General features: G+C 74.7%; 18 protein-coding genes. 10 read left to right on the forward strand and 8 right to left on the reverse strand.

The window, feature by feature from the left end; translation table 11 throughout:
- Window positions 1-104: 104 nt before the first annotated feature.
- Window positions 105-1,808: an ABC transporter ATP-binding protein gene (locus tag PUR56_RS06620; protein WP_329948209.1), complete on the forward strand. Its 1,704-nt coding sequence runs from the start codon at window positions 105-107 to the stop codon at window positions 1,806-1,808.
- 42 nt (window positions 1,809-1,850) lie between these two features.
- Here PUR56_RS06620 and PUR56_RS06625 read toward each other — a convergent pair whose 3' ends face one another.
- Both PUR56_RS06625 and PUR56_RS06630 read right to left on the reverse strand, forming a co-directional pair.
- Window positions 1,851-2,327: a PPOX class F420-dependent oxidoreductase gene (locus PUR56_RS06625; RefSeq protein ID WP_329948210.1), complete on the reverse strand. Its 477-nt coding sequence runs from the start codon at window positions 2,325-2,327 to the stop codon at window positions 1,851-1,853.
- A gap of 130 nt (window positions 2,328-2,457) precedes the next feature.
- Window positions 2,458-4,284 carry a D-alanyl-D-alanine carboxypeptidase family protein gene (locus PUR56_RS06630; protein ID WP_329948211.1) on the reverse strand — a complete coding sequence of 609 codons (1,827 nt, stop codon included), beginning with the start codon at window positions 4,282-4,284 and terminating at the stop codon, window positions 2,458-2,460.
- A 319-nt stretch (window positions 4,285-4,603) separates the two neighbouring features.
- Here PUR56_RS06630 and PUR56_RS06635 point away from each other — a divergent pair, with 319 nt between their 5' ends.
- From PUR56_RS06635 to PUR56_RS43295, 3 genes are all read left to right on the forward strand, one after another.
- Window positions 4,604-5,965, forward strand: coding sequence for an MFS transporter (locus PUR56_RS06635; protein ID WP_329880874.1), 1,362 nt, complete (start codon window positions 4,604-4,606; stop codon window positions 5,963-5,965).
- Between the two features lie 10 nt (window positions 5,966-5,975).
- The gene (locus PUR56_RS06640) at window positions 5,976-6,191 is read left to right on the forward strand and encodes a hypothetical protein (RefSeq protein WP_329880872.1); all 216 of its coding nucleotides are present in this window, start codon (window positions 5,976-5,978) and stop codon (window positions 6,189-6,191) included.
- 138 nt (window positions 6,192-6,329) lie between these two features.
- Window positions 6,330-6,638 carry a hypothetical protein gene (locus tag PUR56_RS43295; protein ID WP_443034444.1) on the forward strand — a complete coding sequence of 103 codons (309 nt, stop codon included), beginning with the start codon at window positions 6,330-6,332 and terminating at the stop codon, window positions 6,636-6,638.
- 124 nt (window positions 6,639-6,762) lie between these two features.
- Here PUR56_RS43295 and PUR56_RS06650 read toward each other — a convergent pair whose 3' ends face one another.
- The gene (locus PUR56_RS06650; protein WP_329948212.1) at window positions 6,763-6,990 is read right to left on the reverse strand and encodes a hypothetical protein; all 228 of its coding nucleotides are present in this window, start codon (window positions 6,988-6,990) and stop codon (window positions 6,763-6,765) included.
- Between the two features lie 277 nt (window positions 6,991-7,267).
- Here PUR56_RS06650 and PUR56_RS06655 point away from each other — a divergent pair, with 277 nt between their 5' ends.
- A complete protein-coding gene (locus PUR56_RS06655) occupies window positions 7,268-8,263 on the forward strand; it encodes an alpha/beta fold hydrolase (RefSeq protein WP_329880869.1) in 996 nt (331 codons plus the stop codon).
- Window positions 8,264-8,306: 43 nt separating this feature from the next.
- On the opposite strand, the gene PUR56_RS06660 is transcribed toward PUR56_RS06655, so the two are convergent.
- The 3 genes from PUR56_RS06660 to PUR56_RS06670 form a co-directional block, all read right to left on the reverse strand.
- Window positions 8,307-9,854 carry a vWA domain-containing protein gene (locus PUR56_RS06660; RefSeq protein WP_329948213.1) on the reverse strand — a complete coding sequence of 516 codons (1,548 nt, stop codon included), beginning with the start codon at window positions 9,852-9,854 and terminating at the stop codon, window positions 8,307-8,309.
- Window positions 9,851-10,723: an AAA family ATPase gene (locus PUR56_RS06665; protein ID WP_329948214.1), complete on the reverse strand. Its 873-nt coding sequence runs from the start codon at window positions 10,721-10,723 to the stop codon at window positions 9,851-9,853. Before PUR56_RS06665 ends, PUR56_RS06660 begins: the two co-directional genes overlap by 4 nt.
- Window positions 10,724-10,865: 142 nt before the next feature.
- The gene (locus PUR56_RS06670; protein ID WP_329948215.1) at window positions 10,866-11,540 is read right to left on the reverse strand and encodes a Tat pathway signal sequence domain protein; all 675 of its coding nucleotides are present in this window, start codon (window positions 11,538-11,540) and stop codon (window positions 10,866-10,868) included.
- A 483-nt stretch (window positions 11,541-12,023) separates the two neighbouring features.
- On the opposite strand from PUR56_RS06670, the gene PUR56_RS06675 reads away from it, so the two are divergent.
- The 3 genes from PUR56_RS06675 to PUR56_RS06685 all read left to right on the forward strand — a co-directional run bounded on the left by PUR56_RS06675 (window position 12,024) and on the right by PUR56_RS06685 (window position 14,198).
- The gene (locus PUR56_RS06675) at window positions 12,024-12,818 is read left to right on the forward strand and encodes a TetR/AcrR family transcriptional regulator (RefSeq protein ID WP_329948216.1); all 795 of its coding nucleotides are present in this window, start codon (window positions 12,024-12,026) and stop codon (window positions 12,816-12,818) included.
- 178 nt (window positions 12,819-12,996) lie between these two features.
- A complete protein-coding gene (locus PUR56_RS06680; RefSeq protein WP_329880864.1) occupies window positions 12,997-13,653 on the forward strand; it encodes a DUF6230 family protein in 657 nt (218 codons plus the stop codon).
- A 2-nt stretch (window positions 13,654-13,655) separates the two neighbouring features.
- The gene (locus PUR56_RS06685) at window positions 13,656-14,198 is read left to right on the forward strand and encodes a DUF6114 domain-containing protein (protein WP_329948217.1); all 543 of its coding nucleotides are present in this window, start codon (window positions 13,656-13,658) and stop codon (window positions 14,196-14,198) included.
- Between the two features lie 159 nt (window positions 14,199-14,357).
- Here the strand turns inward: PUR56_RS06685 and PUR56_RS06690 are convergent, their stop codons facing one another.
- A complete protein-coding gene (locus PUR56_RS06690) occupies window positions 14,358-15,485 on the reverse strand; it encodes an NAD(P)-dependent alcohol dehydrogenase (protein ID WP_329948218.1) in 1,128 nt (375 codons plus the stop codon).
- Between the two features lie 127 nt (window positions 15,486-15,612).
- On the opposite strand from PUR56_RS06690, the gene PUR56_RS06695 reads away from it, so the two are divergent.
- Both PUR56_RS06695 and PUR56_RS06700 read left to right on the forward strand, forming a co-directional pair.
- Window positions 15,613-16,560, forward strand: a complete 948-nt coding sequence (locus tag PUR56_RS06695; RefSeq protein ID WP_329880860.1) for a helix-turn-helix domain-containing protein — start codon at window positions 15,613-15,615, stop codon at window positions 16,558-16,560.
- Between the two features lie 396 nt (window positions 16,561-16,956).
- Window positions 16,957-18,282, forward strand: a complete 1,326-nt coding sequence (locus tag PUR56_RS06700; protein ID WP_329948219.1) for a globin domain-containing protein — start codon at window positions 16,957-16,959, stop codon at window positions 18,280-18,282.
- A 155-nt stretch (window positions 18,283-18,437) separates the two neighbouring features.
- Here the strand turns inward: PUR56_RS06700 and PUR56_RS06705 are convergent, their stop codons facing one another.
- Window positions 18,438-19,871, reverse strand: a complete 1,434-nt coding sequence (locus PUR56_RS06705) for a selenium-binding protein SBP56-related protein (protein WP_329880856.1) — start codon at window positions 19,869-19,871, stop codon at window positions 18,438-18,440.
- Between the last annotated feature and the right edge of the window lie 128 nt (window positions 19,872-19,999).

Raw genomic sequence — 19,999 nt, forward strand, 5'->3', positions numbered from 1 at the left:
CCGGCCGTACGTCCGGTCGGACTCCTGCGCCGGGAGTTCGGCCCCCTGATCACGATCCGTGATCTGTTCACCCTGCGAACCCCGGAAGCGATTGCCCCGCATCGATGACAACTCCTGACGTCCAGCGATCCCGCCGCCCGGGATCCGACATACTCCGGACCGCGATCCGCCGCAACGCCGGTGCCATGGCCCGGGGCACCCTCCTCATGAGCCTCTACCAGGCCGGCGAGACCGCCTTCCCCATCGCGCTCGGTCTGATCGTCGAGCACACGATGCGCGAACGCAGCCCCGGATCACTCGCCCTGGCGGTCGCGGCCCTGGCCGTGATCACGACGACGGTGTCCCTGTCGTGGCGCTTCGGCATGCGCGTCCTGCAGAAGGCCAACACGACCGAGGCCCACCGCTGGAGGGTGCGGGTCGCGGCCTGCGGCCTCCAGCCGGTGGCCCGGGACACCGGCCTCAAGTCCGGCGAGGTGCTCACCATCGCCACCGAGGACGCCGACCAGACCGCCGACATCGTCGAGGTGGTGCCGATGCTGATCAGCTCCATGGTCGCGGTGCTGGTCGCGGCGGTGGCCCTGGGCACGGCGAGCCTGCGGCTCGGCCTGCTGGTCATGGTCGGGACCGTCGCCATCCTCTCGGTCCTCAGCGTGATGTCCCGGCGGATCGGCAGCAGCACCAAGGAACAGCAGGCGCGGGTGGCACGCGCGGGTGCGAAGGTCGCCGACCTGATCACGGGCCTGCGCCCGCTGCACGGTTTCGGCGGCAACCACGCGGCGTTCCGCTCCTACCGGAGGGTCAGCACGGAGGCGAAGGAGCAGGCGGTCACCGTCGCCCGGGTGAACGGCGCCTACGCGGGCGCCGCGCTGGCGCTGAACGCGACCCTCGCGGCCTCGGTGACCCTGACGGCCGGATGGCTGGCCTTCGACGGGCAGATCGGCATCGGGGCGCTCGTCATGGCCGTGGGCCTGGCGCAGTTCATCATGGAGCCGCTCCGGCTGTTCTCGGACATGCCGAAGTACGTGATGACGGCGCGTGCGTCGGCCGAGCGGATGGCCCTGGTGCTGTCCGCCCCGCCGGTGGCGGCCCCGGGGTCGGAGCAGCCGGCCCCGGGCGGGGACCTGGAGGTCGACTGCGTCCGGTACGGCTCCCTGCAGGGCGTGAAGTTCCACGTCCCGGCCGGAGAGTTCACGGCGATCGCGGCCTACCAGCCGCGGGCGGCGGCCGACCTCGCGTCCGTCTTCGCCGTGGCCGTCCCGCCGGACTCCTACGAGGGAGTGGTGCGGGTCGGCGGCCGGGAGCTCGCGGAGCTGTCGGTCGAGTCGGTCCGTGAGCGGATCCTGGTCAACCCCCACGACGCGGAGATCTTCGCCGGCACGCTCCGCTCGAACATCGACCCGTCGGGGACGAGCCGGACGGTGCCCGAGGCGGTCGAGGCGTCCATGCTGACCGACGTGGTGGCCCTGCACCGGCAGAGGCTCGACTACGAGGTCCGTGACCGCGGCTCGAACCTCTCCGGGGGGCAGCGCCAGCGGCTGTCCCTGGCCCGGGCCCTGGCCGCCGACACCGAGGTGCTCGTCCTGCGTGACCCGACGACCGCCGTGGACGCCGTCACCGAGCAGCTCGTCGCACGCAACATCGCGACGCTGCGGCGGGGCCGTACCACCGTCGTGATCACCAGCAGTCCGGCGCTGCTGGACGCCGCGGACCGGGTCCTCGTCCTGGACGGCGGGGTCGTCACGGCCGAGGGCACCCACCGCAGGCTGCTGGACACCGATCCGGCGTACTGCCTGGCGGTGACCCGGTGACCGGGTCACCGGTGGCGGGGGCGGGCGTCGCTCCCGTCGGTGTCAGTCGGCGAGCGTGAGCCGGATGCCGACGGTGCCGCGGTTGCCGCGCCGCAACTGACTGCCGAGGAGGGTGACCACGCCGAGCAGGCCGTACTTCTGCCGCAGCAGCGTCCGGTAGGCGGCGGTGCGCCCGGGGTCGAGGATCTCGGCGGTGGCCGGGTACGACTCGCCGGTCGGGTTGCCCCGCAGGTCGCAGGGGCCGACCAGGACGTCGGCGCGGTTCCGGATCCGCTTGACCTTCCAGGAGTCCGCGACGGTCCAGACGCCGAGTGCCTCCCCGTCCCGCACCACCCAGACGGGGGTCGGCACGGTGGTGCCGTCCTTCTTGTACGTGGTGACCAGCAGGTAGCTGCCGGAGGCGAGGTGGACCAGGCGTTCGAGCCGCTGCTTCTGACGCTCGGCCGGGTCCTGAGGGTCCTGAGGGTCCTGAGGGTCCTGAGGGTCGTTCGGGCCGGAGGGCGGGGTGGGGGCGCTCATGGCGGGAATTCTAGGGCGCCGACCAGGGGGCTCTCGCGCGCCGGAGGCGGCACCGCGCACGCGGTGCCCCGCCGGTCCGGGGTGTCGGGAGGAGGAGCCCCGCCTCGGCCGGCGCCTCGGTGCCCGGGGGTCAGACCCGCCGCCCGGTCCGGCCCGTGGTGAGCCGGGTCCGGGCCGACACGGCCAGCCCCCGGGCCCGGCGGGCGAGCCGGCGGCGTCCGCGTCCGCCGACCGCCGTCGCGCCCGTGGCCCTGGCACCCACGGCCGTGGCACCCGCACAGGCCGCGCGCCCCGGCACGGCGGCGGGACGGAACCGGGGAGCGGCGTCGGGCCGGGCGGGGGCGCCCGGAGGGAACGCCGGGAGGGCGGGCGGGTGCGGAGCGGCGGGGGCGTCGGGCCCGGTGGGCGGTGCGACCGGGAAGGGGAACGCGCTCCACCGGGCGTATTCGGGGTACTGGGAGAACACCGTCGGGGCGGCGGTCGGCGCGGAGCCAGGAACCGGGCCCGGCAGGGCGGTGCTCGCGGCGGTCCTCGGGTGCAGACGCCGTCGGGTCCGGACCCGGGCCGCCGCCCAGAGCGCCAGCGCCCCGCACAGGGTGACCGCCGTCCAGCCGGCCGGCCCCAGTACGTGGTCGGCCTGCCGGATCGCGTGCGGCAGTACACCCGAGGCCGGTGCCTCGGCGGCCTCCGAGGCCGCGGCCGGGGCGGAGGCTCCCGCCTCCTCGACCAGGTGCCCGACCGGCTCGACCTTGCCCGCCGCCGCGAACCCCCAGTCCAGCAGCGCCGCCGCCTCGTCGTACACCTTGGTCTGCTGCTCCGGGTGCATGACCGTCACGATCAGGGTCCGCCCGCCGCGTTCTGCGGCGCCGGTGAAGGTGGCCCCGGCGTTGGTGGTGTAGCCGTTCTTCACCCCGATCAGGCCCGGGTACCTGCCGAGCAGGCGGTCGGTGTTGGCGATGTCGAACGAGGAGCGCAGGCCGGTCGCCTTGTCGACCCCGCCCGGGAAGCGGGCGGTGCGGGTCGAGCAGTACGCGCGGAAGTCAGGGTTGCGCAGCCCGGCCCGCGCGAAGAGCGTGAGGTCGTACGCCGAGGAGACCTGGCCGTCCTGGTCGTAGCCGTCCGGCGAGACGACCCGGGTGTCGCGGGCCTGGAGGGCGTCGGCCCGGCCCTGCATCTGTGCGACGGTCCTCGCGATCCCGCCGTTCATGTGGGCGAGCACGTGGACGGCGTCGTTGCCGGAGGCGAGGAAGACCCCCCGCCAGAGGTCCTCGACCCGGTACGGCAGGTTCTCCTTGATCCCGACCAGGCTGCTGCCCGCACCCAGCTCCGCCAGCTCGGCCGGCGTCACCCGGTGCTCCAGGGCGCGGTCGAACCGGGGCAGCACGGTGTTGGCGAAGAGCATCTTGAGCGTGCTGGCGGGCGGCAGCGGCAGGTGCGCGTTGCGGGCCGCGAGCACCTCGCCGGTGGCCGCGTCGGCGATCAGCCACGACCGCCCGGTCAGCGCGGCGGGGAGGTCGGGCGCACCGGCGCGGAGGGCCACCTGGACGGCCGGGCGGCCGAGCCGCTCGCCGCCGACCACGGCGGCGGCGTCCTGCGCGGCACCGGCGCCGGGGAGGGCGGTCCCGGACGCGGCTCCGGACGCTCGGGCGGTGGCGGTGGCGGTGGCGGTGGCGGTGGGCGCGGTGGCGGCGGTGGACGCCGGCGTGGTGGGCGCCGTCGGAGCGGCGGGCCGGGCGGACGCCCGTGTGGGTGTCGCCGTGGCAGCTGCCGTCGTACGGGCCGCGGCGGTGCGCGCCGCTGCCGTGGGCGTCGTCGTGGGCTTCGCCGTCGAGGACGCCGCGAAGGCGGCGGCCGAGCCGGCCGACGACCCGGCGGCGAGGACGAGCGCGGCGACGGCGCCCGCCGCCGGCCTACCGGCGCGGGCACGTCTGCTGACGTGGAGTGACCTCTGCTGCACACCGCGAACGTACCCGGGCGCCCGCCGCCCCGCCCTGCCCGCTGCTCCGTCCGGGCCCGTCCCCGGAGCCGCCGGGCGCCGCCCGGTGCCGTCCGTGGACCCGTGGCGGTGCGGCCGGGGCGCCCACCCGTGGGCCCGCCGGGGTGCGCGGGACGCAAGCCCGGGCGGTGCTGGTACGGTTCGGAACCATGTTCGCTCCTCGTGCGTGACCGACCCGCCACGACCGCGCCCGTTCGATCGGCGCGGCGCTCCGGTGTCCCCGTACGCACCCGGGCCGAGGGCCGTCACGCCCCGCCCGGTTCTCCCGAGGAACGATCCCGTGTCCACGCCTTCCCCCGCGCCCGCGCGCACCCCGTCCGACGGCGCCTCCCGCCGTCCCTCCTACCGCGCCGTGCTCGGTGCACCGCACGCCCGCCGCACCTTCGCCGCCGCCCTGCTCGGCCGCCTCTCCTACGGGACGGTCCCGCTGGCGCTGCTGCTCGCCGTCCGCGACGCCACCGGTTCGTACTCGGCGGCCGGCGTGGCCATGGCCCTGTTCGCGCTGGCCAGCGTGCTCCTCTCGCCGGCCAGGGCCGCCCTGGTCGACCGGTACGGACCCCGGCGCGCCCTGCCGCCGATGGCCGGCCTGTACGCCGCACTGCTCCTGGCCGTGGCCGGCGCCACCGCGAGGCCGGGGGTCGAGCCGCCGGCCGTCGGGATCCTGGTGGTCGCCGCCGGGGCCTGCACGCCGCCGCTCGGACCGGTCATGCGGACGCTCTGGCGCCGGCTGCTGCCCGATCCGGCACTGCTCCGCCGCGCCTACAGCCTGGACGGGGTGGCCGAGGAACTGCTCTTCGTCACCGGGCCGTTGCTGGTCGGCGTGCTGCTCCCGGTCGTCGGCCCGGCCGGTGCCGTGGCGGTGGGCGCGGCCCTGGTCCTCGCCGGGACGCTGCTGCTGGTCGCGGCTCCGGCCGCTGCCCGGGCACCCTCGGCCGACGTACCTGCGGTGGTCCCGCCCGTCCCCGCCCGGACCGCTCCCGCCGTACCGCCGGCCTCCGGGCAGGTGGCCGCCGGTGGGGCTCGGGGCGGGCGGCCCGGAGGCGGGGGAGAGCTGCGCCGCGCGGTGCTCGCGGCAGCCGTGACCGGTCTCGGGCTCGGCGCCCTCGACCTGATGGTGGTCGCCTCCGCCGAGCAGCAGGGCCGTCCGGGGGCGGTCGGCTGGGTGCTGGCCGCCCTCTCGGCGAGCAGTGCCGTCGGAGGTCTCGCCCTCGGTGCGATCGACCGGCCGATGCCCAACGCGGCCCGGTTGCCGCTGTTGACCGCCGGGCTGGGACTGTCGCTGGCCGTCGCGGGGCTCGCGCCGAACCTCCTCCTGCTCGGCGCCGGTGTTGCGCTCGCCGGACTCTTCGTCTCACCCGCCGTCACCACCGCCTACCTGGTGGCGGACGAAGCGGTCGCACCCGACGCCCGGACCCGGGCCGGGGCCTGGGTGAACACCGCGCTCAACGCCGGTTCGGCCGGCGGTGCCGCGACCGTCGGCCTGCTGGTCGGACATCTGCCGCTGTCCCTCTGCTTCGCCCTCGCCGCGGCCCCGGCCCTCCTCGCCGTGCCGCTGCTCTCCGCGCCGGCCTTCCGCGGGCGAGACTTTGGTGGCGGCCGCCCGCTCCGAAAGTCGGATTCGGGTGACGACCTGGCGCTCTAGCGTCCGGGGAATGAAGAACCTGCTCGGATTCGTGAGCTTCGTCCTCGTGGTCGGAGGCATCAGCGGTCTCGTCTCGGACCACCTGTGGGGCTTGCACGTCTTCGGCTCCCTGCGCTACCTGATCCCGGCCGGGTACGAGACGGTGGGCTACCCGGTGATGATCGTCCTGGGCGCGGTCCTCGGCGGGGTGGTGGCCCTCCTCGACCGTGCGGGGCGCAACGACTGACGCGGACTCTCCGGTTCCCCGTTGGGCGAGGGGAGTGAAATTCGTTCGTGGGCATCCGAGCCGACGGCCCCGCCTGAGGGCGACGGCGCGCTCTGCCGCGCACGATCGGGCGAGGATCTCATCGGACGAGGGGTAAATATGATCAAGAAGATCGTCGTCGTCGCCGCTGCCGGCGGCCTGGTGCTCGCGGGTGCGAGCGCGGCCGTCGCAGGCTCGGGAGCCCACCACGGGTATGGCGGCCACGACCGGAAGCCCGTCGCCGGCTGCGCCGTCGGCGGGGACGCGGGCGTGGCGAACATCTGCGGCAATACGAACGTCTACAGCCCCAACATTCTGGGCGGCCTTCTCAACCTGCTTCCCCTGCCGCCGGTCAACGGCGGCGGAGGCGGGGGCAACAACGGCGGTGGCAACAACGGCGGTGGCAACAACGGCGGGGGCAACAACTGACCCCGACCGGCGCCGTCCCGCGCGCCCCCGGCCCGGGTGACCGGGCCGGGGGCGCGTCGGGCGTCACGTCCCCGCGGGCCGGGCCCGGGCCGCCGTCGGCAGTCCGGGCCCGGCCGCGTCGTGCTCACGGCCCGGGCGGGCGGGCGGTGGAGACCGCCGTGATGCCGTCGAGCAGGAGATCGAGGCCGGTGCGGAAGGCCTCCCGGGTGCGGTCCGGGGTGGGGTCGCCGGTCGCGGACTCCGGGGCGTCGGCCTGCTGGAGCGCGGTCAGGAGGGGGAAGTGGGTGGCGAAGTGGGGTGCAAGGCCGACGAGTTCGGTGGACCGGTCCCGCCGGCACAGTTCGTCGGCCACGCCGGTGGCGGTCGCGAGGTGCGGGCGTCGGCGGTGACCTGGGCGCTGCCTCGGCGCGGCTACTGGCGGCACAGCCCGACCCAGGACGACGCGCCGACGGCTGAGGACCTGGCGGACGCCCGGGAGGCGGTGGCCCGCGCCACGGGCGGCTGACCCGGTCCCCGAGTGGGCGGGCCGGGGCGGGGGGTTCCCGGGGGACGTCGCTGGGCAGGGTGAGGGCGAACGGTCGGGCGCCGTCCGTTCGATCCGGTGGCGAGCCGCGACCAGGGAGGGCCGCATGACCTTGCAGGCGTACGGGCACATCGCACACCGTCGGGTCGAGGTGAACGGAGTCCGGCTGCACGTCGCGGAACAGGGGGAGGGGCCGCTCGTCCTGCTCCTGCACGGGTTCCCGGAGAGCTGGTACTCCTGGCGGCACCAGTTCGCCCCGCTCGCCGCGGCGGGCTACCACGTGGTCGCCGTCGACCAGCGCGGCTACGCCCGCAGCGAGCAGCCCGAGCCCGTCGACGCCTACACGCTGCTGCACCTGGTCGGCGACGTCGGCGCCCTGATCGGCGCCCTCGGCGAGGAGCGGGCCGTCCTGGTCGGCCACGACTGGGGCGCCCCCGTCGCCTGGACCACCGCCACCCTCCGCCCCGACCTGGTGCGCGCGGTCGCGGGGCTGAGCGTGCCGCCGCTGCCGACGCTCGGGCTGCCGCCGCTGGCGCAGCCCCGACAGCTGTACGGTGACGGCTTCTACCAGATCTACTTCCAGCGCCCCGGCGTCGCCGACGCCGAACTGGCGGAGGACCTGCACTCCACCTTCCGCCGCATGCTCGTCGGAGGATCCGGTGACCGCCCCGGCTCCGAGCGGCCGCAGGCCTGGACGGTGCCCGAAGGGCAGACCCTGCTCGACACCCTCCCCGATCCGGAGAAGCTGCCCGGCTGGCTCTCCGAGTCCGACATCGAGGCCTTCGTCGCCGACTACGCCGAGCACGGCGAGCGCGCCTTCACCGGAGGCCTCAACTGGTACCGCAACATCGACCGCAACAACGAGCTGCTCGCGGGACTCGTCGGCCGCCTGGTCGAGGTGCCGGCCCTCTACGTGGTCGGCGACCGGGACATGGTGTCGGCGATGATCCCCGAGGAGGCGCTGCGCCGGCTGCTCGCCACCATGGCGCCCAAGCTGTACCGCCACGTCACGCTCCCGGGGGCCGGGCACTGGACGCAGCAGGAGCGGCCGGCGGAGGTGACGGCGGCCCTGCTCGACTTCCTCCGGCACCTGGACGGCTGAGCGGATCGGCCCGTCGGACCGGCTCGTCGGACCGGCGGGCTCGTCAGACCGGTAGCAGGTGGGCGATGAAGTCGCCCAGGCGGCGGGAGTTGCGGCAGGAGTGCATCTCCACCACCTCGGCGTACACGCGGGCGGCGGAGTCGCCGGTACCCCAGAGGGAGCGCTGCTCGGGATTCAGCCAGTAGACGCGGCGGGCCCGGGCGGCAACCAGGCGGAGCGCGGGCACGTTGGGATCGCGGTGGTTGTTCCGGGCGTCGCCGAGGACCAGCACGCTGGTGCGCGGGCCGACGGCGTCCAGGTGGTCGTCGGCGAACTCGCCGAGCGCCGAGCCGTAGTCGCTGTTGCCGTGGTAGCCCGTCACCCGGGCCTCGGTGAGGATCCGGCGGGCCAGTGCGGCGGGGTCGGCGCCGCCCCGGGTGAGCAGCCCGGTCACCTCGGCGGTGCGGTTGACGAAGGCGAACACCCGGACCTTGCTGAACTGGTCGCGCATCGCCTGGACGAGCAGCATGGTGAAGTCGGCGAAGCCCGCGACCGAGCCGGAGACGTCGCAGAGCAGCACCAACTCCGGCCGGGCCGGCCGGCGCAGCCGGTACGCGGGGCGCAGTGGGACGCCGCCGGTGGAGAGCGAGCGGCGCAGGGTGCGGCGCAGGTCGATCCGGCCGCGCGCCGCCCGGCGTCGGCGCGCGGCCGTCCTGGTGGCCAGCTTCCGGGCCAACGGGTGGACGGTGCGCCGAAGTTCGGCGAGCTGGTCGCGGCCGGCGGCGAGGAAGTCGATCCGGTCGACGGTGGGCGCGACGGCCCGCGCGGCGACCTGTTCGGTGCCGCGGAGCTCGGCCGCCCGGCGGCGTGCCTCGGTGGCGACCATGGCGCGGAAACCCTGGATGCGGCGCCGGATCTCGTCGGGGAGGAGGTGGTCGGCGACGTCCGCGCCGTCCGGGCCGGTGCCGTCGGGGTCGCGGACGGTGCCCGCTCGCAGCGCCGCGAGGACGCGGGCCAGCAGGGTTTCGGGCGCGAGCCGGCCGAGCGCCTGGTAGGCGGACCAGCCGCTGGTGCCGGGCGTTGCGGATCCGCCGCCGCCGGTGCCGTACCGGCCGAACGCGGCCACCACCTCGCCCGCGAGGCGAGCCTGGGCGGCCCGGTCGTCGGCGGCGAGTGCGGCGGCCAGCCGGGCCCGGAGGTCCTCGCGGAGCGCGGCGTCCTCGGCGGAGGGGTTCGGGGCGGAGGGGTTCGGGCCGGGGGCGTCCGGGGCGTGCGGCGCGCCTTCGGTGTCCTGGGCGGCGTTCCGGCGTACGGCCTCCGGGGCGCCGACGCCGAGCGGGAAGAACAGGTCGAAGGCGGCGTCGAAGACCGGCCGTTGCCCGTCGGACCGCAGCAGGGCGGCGGCCAGGCCGGCCCGGACCTGCTCGCGTTCGGCGAGGCCGAGGACGTCGAGCACGGCTGCCGCGTCCACCGTCTCGGCCGGGCCGATCCGCAGGCCGTGGCCGCGCAGCGACCGGACGAAGCCGGTCAGCCGGGCGGCGAGGTCGGCGGCCGGCGTGGTGCCGGCGCCGGGGGTGGCGGTGGCGTCGGTGCGGTCCGGCGGGGGGCTCATGCCAGGGTGAGCTTCTGTGCGGCCTTCACCACATCGTCCTGGTGTTTGAGGATCACACCGAGGGTGGATCGGACGAGTGCCTCGTCAAGGGTGTCGGCGCCGAGCGCGAGCAGGGTGCGGGCCCAGTCGACGGTCTCCGCCACGGACGGCGCCTTGCGCAGTTCCATGGTCCGCAGTGCGCCGACCACCCGGACCAGCGAGTCGGCCAGCGCCGCGTCCAGTCCGGGCACCTTCAGCCGGACGATGCGGCGCTCCAACTCGGCCTCCGGGTAGTCGAGGTGGAGGAAGAGGCAGCGGCGGCGCAGGGCCTCGGAGAGCTCCCGGGTGGCGTTGGAGGTGAGCAGGACGAACGGCCGGCGGGTCGCGGTGATGGTGCCCAGCTCCGGGACGGTGACCTGGAAGTCGCTGAGCACTTCGAGCAGCAGCGCCTCCACCTCGACGTCGGCCTTGTCCATCTCGTCGATCAGCAGCACGGTCGGCTCGTCGCCGCGGATGGCGGTGAGCAGGGGGCGGGTGAGCAGGAACTCCTCGCCGAAGATGTCGGTGCGGGCCCCGTCCCAGCCCTCGTCCCGCCCGGCGGTGATCCGGAGCAGCTGTTTGGCGTGGTTCCACTCGTAGAGCGCGCGGGCCTCGTCGATGCCCTCGTAGCACTGGAGCCGGACCAGCCGGGCGCGGCCGATCGCGGCGACGGCCTTGGCGAGCTCGGTCTTGCCGACCCCGGCCGGGCCCTCCACCAGGAGGGGCTTGCCGAGCCGGTCGGCGAGGAAGACGGTGGTGGCGACCTCGATCGAGGCCAGGTAGCCCGCCTCGGCCAGCCGTGCGGCGGTGTCGGCCACCGACTCGAAGAACCCCGTGCCCTCGCCGCCCATGCGTGCTCCACTCCCGGTCGCTCACGGTGCCTGTCGCCAGCACCCTACCGGTGGGTCACTTCGCTGTCGCGTGCCGAACGGCGTGCGGCGACCGGAGTCGCCGCACGCCGCGCGCAGGTGCCGAGGGCCCTGCCGGGGGCGATCAGTTGATGTAGATGTGCGGGTTGCCGGGCACCGAGCTGTCGGTCACCGGCCCGTAGGTCGCGCTGAAGTACCCGGTCGCGAAACAGGTGCTCGGGCCGGAGACCTTCGGGAACGCCTGGGAGCTGAAGCCGATGGTCTGGCCGACGTTGCTGGTGGTGCCGGCGATGCTGCCCGGCGCGCGGTAGACGCAGGTGATGGTGCCGAGGACGGTCTTCAGCACCACCGTGGTCTGCAGCGGCCCGGCCGCGGTCGGGCTGAGGCTGACCGGGTTGCCGGCCGCGTCACTGACCGCGTTGGTGTACGGCAGGTTGTTGACCGTGATGCTCTGCACGCTGGTCACGCCGATCACGTTGGCGGTGCAGGAGCCGAAGGTGTGGCTGTTGAGCTGCTCGGTGGCCACGCCCGGGGCGGCCGGGTTGCTGGTCACGGTCGCGGAGAACGACGAGGTGGCGCACTTGATGCCGCTCGTCCCGGTCGCGCTGGAGTAGAAGGTGGCGTAGCTGCCCGCCACCAGGTTGGCGGTGAGGACGTCGCCGACGGCGACGTTCGGACCGCCGGGGGCGGTGTGGGTGAGCACGGCGGGGCCGGCGGCCTGGGCGGGGGTGACGGTGCCGGCGGCCAGCACCGCGGCGGCGGCGAGGGCGGCGGTACCGAGGGTTCGGCGGATGCGCATGAGGGTGTGCCTCTCTCCTGGCGGAGTCGGGTGGGGGGGAGCCCGTGAGGTCGCGTGGGGGTGGCGTGCGGCGGTGGCCGGCCGAGGAGCGACCGCGACGGGGTGGTGCGGGTGGTGGGGCACCGCGGACGGTGACTCGGCGGGCCCGGCGCCACGGGCCCGCCCGTACGGCGAGGCAGGTCGAGGTACGTGGCGGCACGGCGCCGTGGTACGGCGGGGAGCCGGGCGGTACGTCGACGTACGTCGGGTACGGCGGCAGTACGGCGAGGAGGGTGCGGGTGGTGCGGATGGCGCGCGAAGGGTACGGGTGGTGCGTGGGCACGCCGGGTGCACGTCGGCGGCTGCCACCGCCGGGCATGCGTTCGCCATACTGGACAGTCGGAACGCGTGCGGGTCTCCGGCGGCCTGGCCGCAGATTGGAAACCCGTCAGTGTTGTAAACCGGACGTCGCGTCAATGTCAAGACAAAACACAGGAGTTGGCGATGAAACCGGAGTCAGCTACTCGTCGTGCGGACGTACTCCTGCCCGGCGCGCGCACCGGCCGGGACCCGGCCCGATCGATCAAACGCGGTCCGAGCCGGCTGCCGCCCGACGTGGTCGCCGCCACCCAACGGGAGCGGCTGCTCGACGGGTTGGTGCACACGGTGGCGCAACACGGCTACCAGCGAGCCACGGTGAGCGACATCTGCCGCGCGGCGGGGGTGACCAGACCGGTCTTCTACGAGCTGTTCACCGGCAAGGAGGACGCCTTCCTGGCCGCTCACCGGCACGGGACGGGGGTCGTGATCCGCCGGATGGCGGCGGCCTTCGCGGTGGCGCCGGACTGGTGCACCGGGATCCGCGAGGCGCTTCGGGCGATGCTCGAACTGCTGGCCGGGGTACCGGCCTTCGCCACCATGGCGGTGATCGAACTGGACGCCGTGGGGCCGGCCGGGCGCCGCGAGCGGGACCAACTCCTCACCCGGTTCCGGGCCTTCTTCGCCGAGGTGCCGCAACTTCCTGACGGGGTGGCGGCGGAGGCGATGGTCGACGCGGTCGTCGGCGGCGTGTACAGCATGCTCCAGCGCTGCATCGACGCCGGGCGGACGGAGGAACTGCCGAGCTTGCTGCCGACGTTGAGCCTGTTCTGCCTGGCGCCGTTCCTCGGCCCGGAGGAGGCGGCGCGGCGCCTTGCGGCGGTTCCGGCGCCGCCGGAGCCCGGTGGGCCGGAGCCGTCGTCCCCGACCGGGTCGGGCCCGGTCGGGGGGTGCCCCGGACCGGGCCCGAGCGGTCGATGATCCTTCGCGCACCCGTATTGACCCCTTGAATACCGGGCAGTAGCTTCCCAGTTACCCACTGCGGATCCGACGGCCCGCCCCGCTGCCGAGAGACGGTCCACCCGGCCGGTCCGCAGAACGCTGTCCGCGCCAGGACAACGTGCCTGTGCCTGCCCGTCCACCGTTCGAGGGAGCACACATGGCCACGTCCGATGACGCAGCCCGCACCACCGAGACCACCGAGACCGCCGAGGCGCCCACCGGGTTCAGAGGACGGGTCCGGCTGAAGCGCACCGCGCTGATGGCCGTTCCCGCCGTCGCCGCCGGCGCCCTGCTGATGACCCTGACCGCGCAGGGCGTGCTCGCCGCCCAGTTCGCCATCTCCGGCATGCCGTTCACCGTCACGGCCGACAGCCTGGACGGCGTCGGCTTCGAGCAGTTCGGCAGCCTGGACCACATGATCGAGAACAGTCCCAACGAGGGGGACACCGGCGGGCAGGTGCTGGTCGCCGTCTCCGCGATCAAGGAGGCCTCGCTCACCAGGCTCTGCCAGAGCGTGGACCTGGGCGGCATCAACCTGCTGATCAAGGCCGGGGACGCCGGGACGCCCGTCACCGCCACCGACCTCACGACCGACTCCGACCTGCTCTCGGGCGACGCGGAGTTCAAGAACATCGAGATCGGCGGCGACGCGAGCACCTACACCAAGGCCGGCGTCAAGGGCCTGCCGGGCGTCTTCGGGCAGCAGGCCGACACCGTGAAGATCCGCAACCTGCGGCAGCACAACTACGCCACCACGGCCGGGGCCTTCAAACTGCCCAACCTCCGGCTGACCTTCAGCTCGGAGGGCTGCTGACGGTGGCCGAGCCCGAACCCGCCGCAGGACCCGCACCCGGGAACGCCTCCGCCGGGCAGGACGGCCGGCCGAGCAGCGACCAGGACGGCCGGCCGACCGCCGGGCAGGCCGTCGAGGAACGCCCCGCCCGGACCGGAGCCCGCCCCGGTCGGCGGGGCTGGCAGGGCCGACGGCCCTTCTGGGGCGGGCTGCTGGTCCTCCTGGGCGGCGCGGAGATCCTCTTCACCCTCCGGGCCCCGCTGCCCGTCGTCCTGCACATCGGGCTCCAGGGACTGGCCGGCTACCTCGTCCCGTCGGTGATGACGCTCTGCGGCCTGCTGATCCTCTTCAACCCGGCCCAGCGGCTGTTCTACTCGATCGTCGCCGTCCTGGCGTCGCTGGGCAGCTGGCTCACCTCCAACCTGGGCGGGTTCCTGATCGGCATGCTGCTCGGCGTGGTCGGCAGCTGCCTGACCTTCGGATGGCTGCCCGACCAGCCCCCGCGCCGCCGCTTGCTGCGCCGGGGCTCCGGCCGCCGCAAGGCGGCCCGCCCGGCCGGGGCGTGAGCCGGGCGGGCGCCGTACCTGCGCCCCGCCCCCGGTGATCGGAGAGCACCGGGGGCGGGGATCCGGGCGCCGACGGCGGCGCGTCCGTGCGCCGGACCGCGCCGTCGGACCGGGGCGGTCGGGCGGGGTGGGCGGGACGGTGACGGGGGACCGGGGAGGTCAGATCGTCGCGGTGTCGATCACGAAGCGGTACCGCACGTCACTCGCCAGCACCCGGTCGTACGCCTCGTTGATCTGCTCCGCCCGGATCAGCTCGATCTCCGCGCCGATGCCGTGCTCGGCGCAGAAGTCGAGCATCTCCTGCGTCTCCGGCAGGCCGCCGATCATCGAACCGGCCAGCGACCTGCGTCCGACGAGCAGCGCGTGCGCGTTGATCGAGACCGGCTTCTCCGGCGCCCCGACCTGGACCAGGGTGCCGTCGGTCCGCAGCAGCCCGAGGTAGCCGCTCAGATCGAGGTCGGCCGAGACGGTGTTGACGATCAGGTCGAAGGTGCCGGCCAGCTCGGTGAAGGTGGCCGGGTCGGAGGTGGCCCGGTAGTCGTGGGCGCCCAGCTCCAGCCCGTCCTCGCGCTTGCGCAGCGACTGGCTCAGCACGGTGACCTCCGCCCCCTTGGCACGGGCGATCTTCACCCCCAGGTGGCCGAGGCCGCCCAGACCGACGATCGCGACCTTGCGGCCGGGACCGGCGCCCCAGCGCGTCAACGGGGAGTACAGGGTGATGCCCGCGCAGAGCAGCGGCGCGGCGACGTCCAGCGGCAGCGCCCCGGGGATGCGCAGCGCGTAGTTCTCGTCGACCACCAGCTGCCTGGCGTAGCCGCCGTAGGTGGGCGCGCCGTCCCGGCCGACCGCGTTGTAGGTGAAGACCGCGCCGCTCCCACCGGTGCAGTACTGCTGGAGTCCGGCCCGGCAGCTGTCGCACTCCCGGCAGGAGTCGACGAAGCAGCCGACCCCGACCCGGTCGCCGACCGCCCAGCGGGTGACCTCCGGGCCGACCTCGCCGACCACGCCGGCGATCTCGTGGCCGGGGACCATGGGGAAGATCCCCGGACCCCAGTCCTCGGCGACCTGGTGGATGTCCGAGTGGCAGATACCGGCGTAGGCGATGTCGATCAGGATGTCGTGGGCACCGAGCGCCCGGCGGGGGACGGTGGTCCGCTCCAGGGGGGCCTTCGGGGCCGGGGCGGCGTACGCGGCGACGGTGCTGCCGCCCGCCTCGGTGCGGGGGGCCTCGACGTCGCCGGCCTCGGCGTTCGTGTGGATGGTGTCCGTGACCGTGGTGTTCGTCATGCCTCAAGGCTCGGCCCGGCGGCCCGGGGTAGACAGACCAGTGCCTAACGTAGGCACGGCCTTCCTACCACCGGCAGTATCACCCTCCAGCACTCGCCGGGAGCCCGGTCGCACGCATACTGCAGACGTGGACCAGCGCACCGAACTCAGCGAATTCCTCCGGTCCCGGCGTGCCCGGCTCCAGCCGTCCGACGTCGGCCTGCCCGACTACGGCGGCCGGCGACGGGTCCCCGGGCTGCGCCGGGAGGAGCTGGCCCAGCTGGCGGGCGTGAGCACGGCGTACTACGTCCGGCTGGAGCAGGGCCACGGGGAGAACGTCTCGGCCGCCGTCCTGGACGCGATCGCCCGCGCCCTGCGGCTCTCCTCCGCCGAGCGCGAGCACCTGCGCCGCATCACCAAGCCCGCGCGCCGCCGCCCCGGTCGCGGCCGTTCCACCCGCCCGCAGCAGATCCGCCCCGAGTTCCAGCAGCTGCTGGACGCGATGGAGAGCGTCCCGGCCTACGTGCTCGGGCGGCGCCTCGACGTGATCGCGTGGAACCCGCTCGGCAACGCGCTGGCGGGGGACTTCGCGGCGCTCCCGCCGGAGCACCGGAACATGGCCTGGCAGGTCTTCCTCGATCCGGCCGCCCGCGAGCTCTACCTGGACTGGGAGACCAAGGCCGCCGACGTGGTCGGCATTCTCCGGCTGGACGCGGGCCGCGACCCGGACGACCCGAGGCTGACCTCGCTGATCGGCGAACTCTCCCTCAAGAGCGGCGAGTTCCGTCGTCTCTGGGCCGCGCACGACATCCGGGACAAGGGCCACGGCACCAAGGAACTGCACCACCCGGTGGTGGGCCGGCTCACGCTGCGCTACGAGACGCTGCGCCCGGCGGAGGAGGCGGACCAGGTGCTCGTCGCCTATCACGCCGACCCGGGCTCGCCGTCGGCCGAGTCGCTCCGGCTGCTGGCCAGCTGGACCGCGACCGGGCCGGCACGGCCGTCCTCGCCGGCCGTCCGGCCGGACGGTGCGCCGCCGCCGGACGCCTCGCCGGTGCACGGGGACGCGGGACGGCCCCCGACCCCGCCGGTGTAGTTCTCCGGGGAGTCCGGCGGCCCTGCCGGCAGCGCCCGCCCGGCCTGGCAGGCGTCGCCGCCCCCGCGTCCGGGCGTTGCCGGCGGCCGGGGCCCGTCGGGACGGCCGGTCCTCCCGGAAGGGTGCCGTCATGGCGGCACCCCGGTAGCCGCGCGGCCGTGGCCGTGGCGGCGATGGGTCGGGAGTCCTCTTTGTGGCGGGGTCGTTGGTCCGGTGGTCCCGGGAGGGCCGGGACCACCGGCCCTTTCCCGGTGGCGCGTCCTGCCGTCTACTGGACCGGGAGCCACCCCCGGGCCGCCGCCTGCCCGAAACCCGGTCGGGGCGGGTCCGTTGCCGGTCGACGGCATGAACGGTCCTGTCCTGTCATGTAACTGATGGGTAGTTAGGCTGCCGGTCATGGAGATCAGCAGCACCACCACCGAGTACGACCGCCTGATCGCGCGGCACCATGCCATGCGCCTTCGCCGGCAGATCCTCACGCCGGCGTCGTCCCCGCTGGACTCCTTCCCCGACGCCCGTCCCGGCTCGCGCCCCGGCGGCCTCGGCCCCGGTGCCCTCGACGCCGGTACGGGCGGGGCCCTCGACGCCGGGGACTTCGACGCCGCCGCCGACCAGCGGCTGATCATGGGCGCCCTCGGCCTGGTCGCCCCGTTCGCCGACCTGATCGACCACCTCTACGCGTGCATGTTCCGCCGCCGCCCGTACCTCCGGGCGCTCTTCCCGGACTCGATGGAGTTCCAGCAGGCCCACCTGGAGCGGATGTTCGACTACCTGGTCGAGAACCTGCACCGGCCCGCCCAGCTGTCCGCCACGCTCGCCCAACTCGGCCGCGACCACCGGAAGCTCGGGGTCCGGCCGGTTCACTACCGGGCCTTCGAGGAGGCCCTCTGCGAGGCGATCCGGCACCGGGCCGGATCCCGGTGGAGCGCCGGACTGGAGGACGCCTGGGTGCGGATGCTGCGGTTCGCGGTCGAGGCGATGGTGGCCGGCGCCGAGTCGGCGCTCACCGAACCCCCGTACTGGCACGCGGTGGTGGTCGGCCACGAGCGCCGCCGACCCGATATCGCCGTGCTGCAGGTCCGCACCGGCGAGCCCTACCCGTACCGGGCCGGCCAGTACGGGACGGTGGAGCACCCGCGGCTGCCGCACACCTGGCGGCAGTACTCGATGGGCTGTGCGCCGCGCGCCGACAACGAGCTGGAGTTCCACGTGCGCCGCACCGGCCCGGGCGGCGTCAGCGAGGCGCTGGTGGAGCACACGGCCGTCGGCGACCGGCTTCGGCTCGGGCCGCCGCGCGGCACGCTGATGCCGGACGACGACAGCCGGGACCTGCTGCTGGTGGCCGGCGGCACCGGACTCGCCCCGATGAAGGCGATCGTCGAGCAGCTGGTCGAGCACCGCCCGCGCGGTCGCCGGGTCCACCTCTTCGTCGGCGCCCGGGCCCGGGCCGACCTCTACGACTGGCCGTCGCTCGCCGAACTCGGCGGCTGTAAGCCCTGGTTGGAACTGGTGCCGGTGGCCGACGACGCGGCCGGCGGGCGACCGGGCGCCGGCCCGGGCCGCCGGCTCGCCGAGGCGGTCGGCCGGGCCGGCGACTGGTCCGAGCACCTGGTCTGCGTCAGCGGCCCGGCCGGCCTGGTGACCGAGGTCCGGACCAGGCTGGCCGCCGACGGCCTGCCGGCGAGCCGGATCCACCACGACCCGGTGCTCGGCCGGGTCTGACCGCCGCCGGCGGCCAGGGCGACCGGCGGCGGGCCCTTCGGCACTGCCGCCGGAGGGCCCGCCAACGGCCGCGACACCCCTGCTCGGGGACCGCGAGCGGGACCGCGGCCAGTGACGGGGACCGCAACCGCGACGGGGACCGCGACCGCACGGGACTACCGGTAGCAGTACGAGTCCGAGGAGGCGTCCCCGCCCGCCAGGTGGGTCTGGTGCACGCGCAGCCCGCGGAACTCCTCGCCGTGCGGGAAGAAGCGCCGGTCCACGGTCAGCCCGCCCGCCTCCGGGTCGGCGTCCAGCTTGACGATCCACGGCTCGATCCCGTCGGGGTAGAACTGGTCGTCCCACGCCCCGTACAGCGAGTTGGTGACGTAGAGCCGCCGACCGTCCCGGCTGATCTCGACCATCTGCGGCGCCCCGCTCAGCGGTCGGCCGGGCTGGGCCGGGTGCGGCGTGCGGGCCGCGACCCCGCCGAGCCGCACCGAGGCCGTGAGCCGCGGGTGGAACGGGTCCGACACGTCGTACTGGAACAGCTCGCCGGTGCCCCAGGCCGAGACGTACAGCCAGCGGTCGTCGACCGACAGGTTGATGTCCGTGATCAGCGGCGGCACCGCGCCGAACGGCTGGAGGGCCGGCGGCAGGTCCTCGGCCTTGGCCTCCTCGGCGGGTATCTCGATCACCTTCCGCGCCGTGAACGCCTCGCCCTGCCGGTACCAGAGCCAGACCGACGCGGAGAGGTCCTCCACGTTGGTGACCACCCCGGCGAACCCCCACTCCGCCTGCGGATCGTGCGCCGGGCGCAGCTCCAGCACCATCTGGTACTGGTCGCCGAGGTCGATCCGCTGAAGGTGCCGGCCCGAGTCGAGCTCCCAGAAGTGCAGCGCGTGCCCGTACTTGCGACCCAGCAGCAGCTCCGGGACGACGCCGTCCTCGACCATCCACGGGGTGCCCCACTCGCTGGTGACACCCACGTTGGTCCCGAGGTGCCACCACACGTCGTAGGCGAAGTTCTGCGGTCCGCGCTCGGTTTCCCAGGGGCGCAGCACCTCGAAGGTGGTGTGGTCGAGCAGCGCCACCCCGCCGGGCCCGTCCGCGCCCTCCGCCGCGCCGAGGCAGGAGAGGAACACGCCGTCCGGTCCGCAGTGCAGCGTGTGCGGCCGTGAGTAGCCCGCTCTCTTCGCGAGCTCCTCCGCCTCGACGGTCTTCACCAGCCGTGGCCGCACCGGATCCGGTCGGGTGTCCAGCACGTGCAGCTTCGACGACCGCAGCCCGGGCAGCAGCAGGTACCGCCGCTCCGGGTTGTCGTGGCAGGCGTGCGCGAGCGCGCTGGAGCAGGCGTTCCACCCGAAGTGGTGCAGCTCGTCACCGACCCCCGGCATGGCGGTGAAGTTGAGGACCCGCCCGTAGCTCGGCGACTCCGGGTCGGCGTCGACGGTGATCAGCGCGTCCGGCTGCTGCGCCGACCGGTCGAACCCGGCGACGTACGCGAGCTTCTCCGGCGGCGCGGCGATCGCCTCGGCGGGCGTGCGGTAGAGGGAGGGGTCGCTGTGTCCGTCCTGGTGGTCGTCGTGCGGGCCGTGTCCGTGCGGCATGCTGGCTCCTCAACTCGCCTTCTCGGCAAGGGAAGTGACAGGGGCCCGGGTAGCCTTCCACAGATTCACGGGCGCACAGCAGGCGCACGGGGGAGCGGGCGGGGGGTATTCCCGTGGCACGGGCTCCG

This window comes from Streptomyces sp. BE303 (genome assembly GCF_036290945.1).
Classification (GTDB): Bacteria; Actinomycetota; Actinomycetes; order Streptomycetales; family Streptomycetaceae; genus Kitasatospora.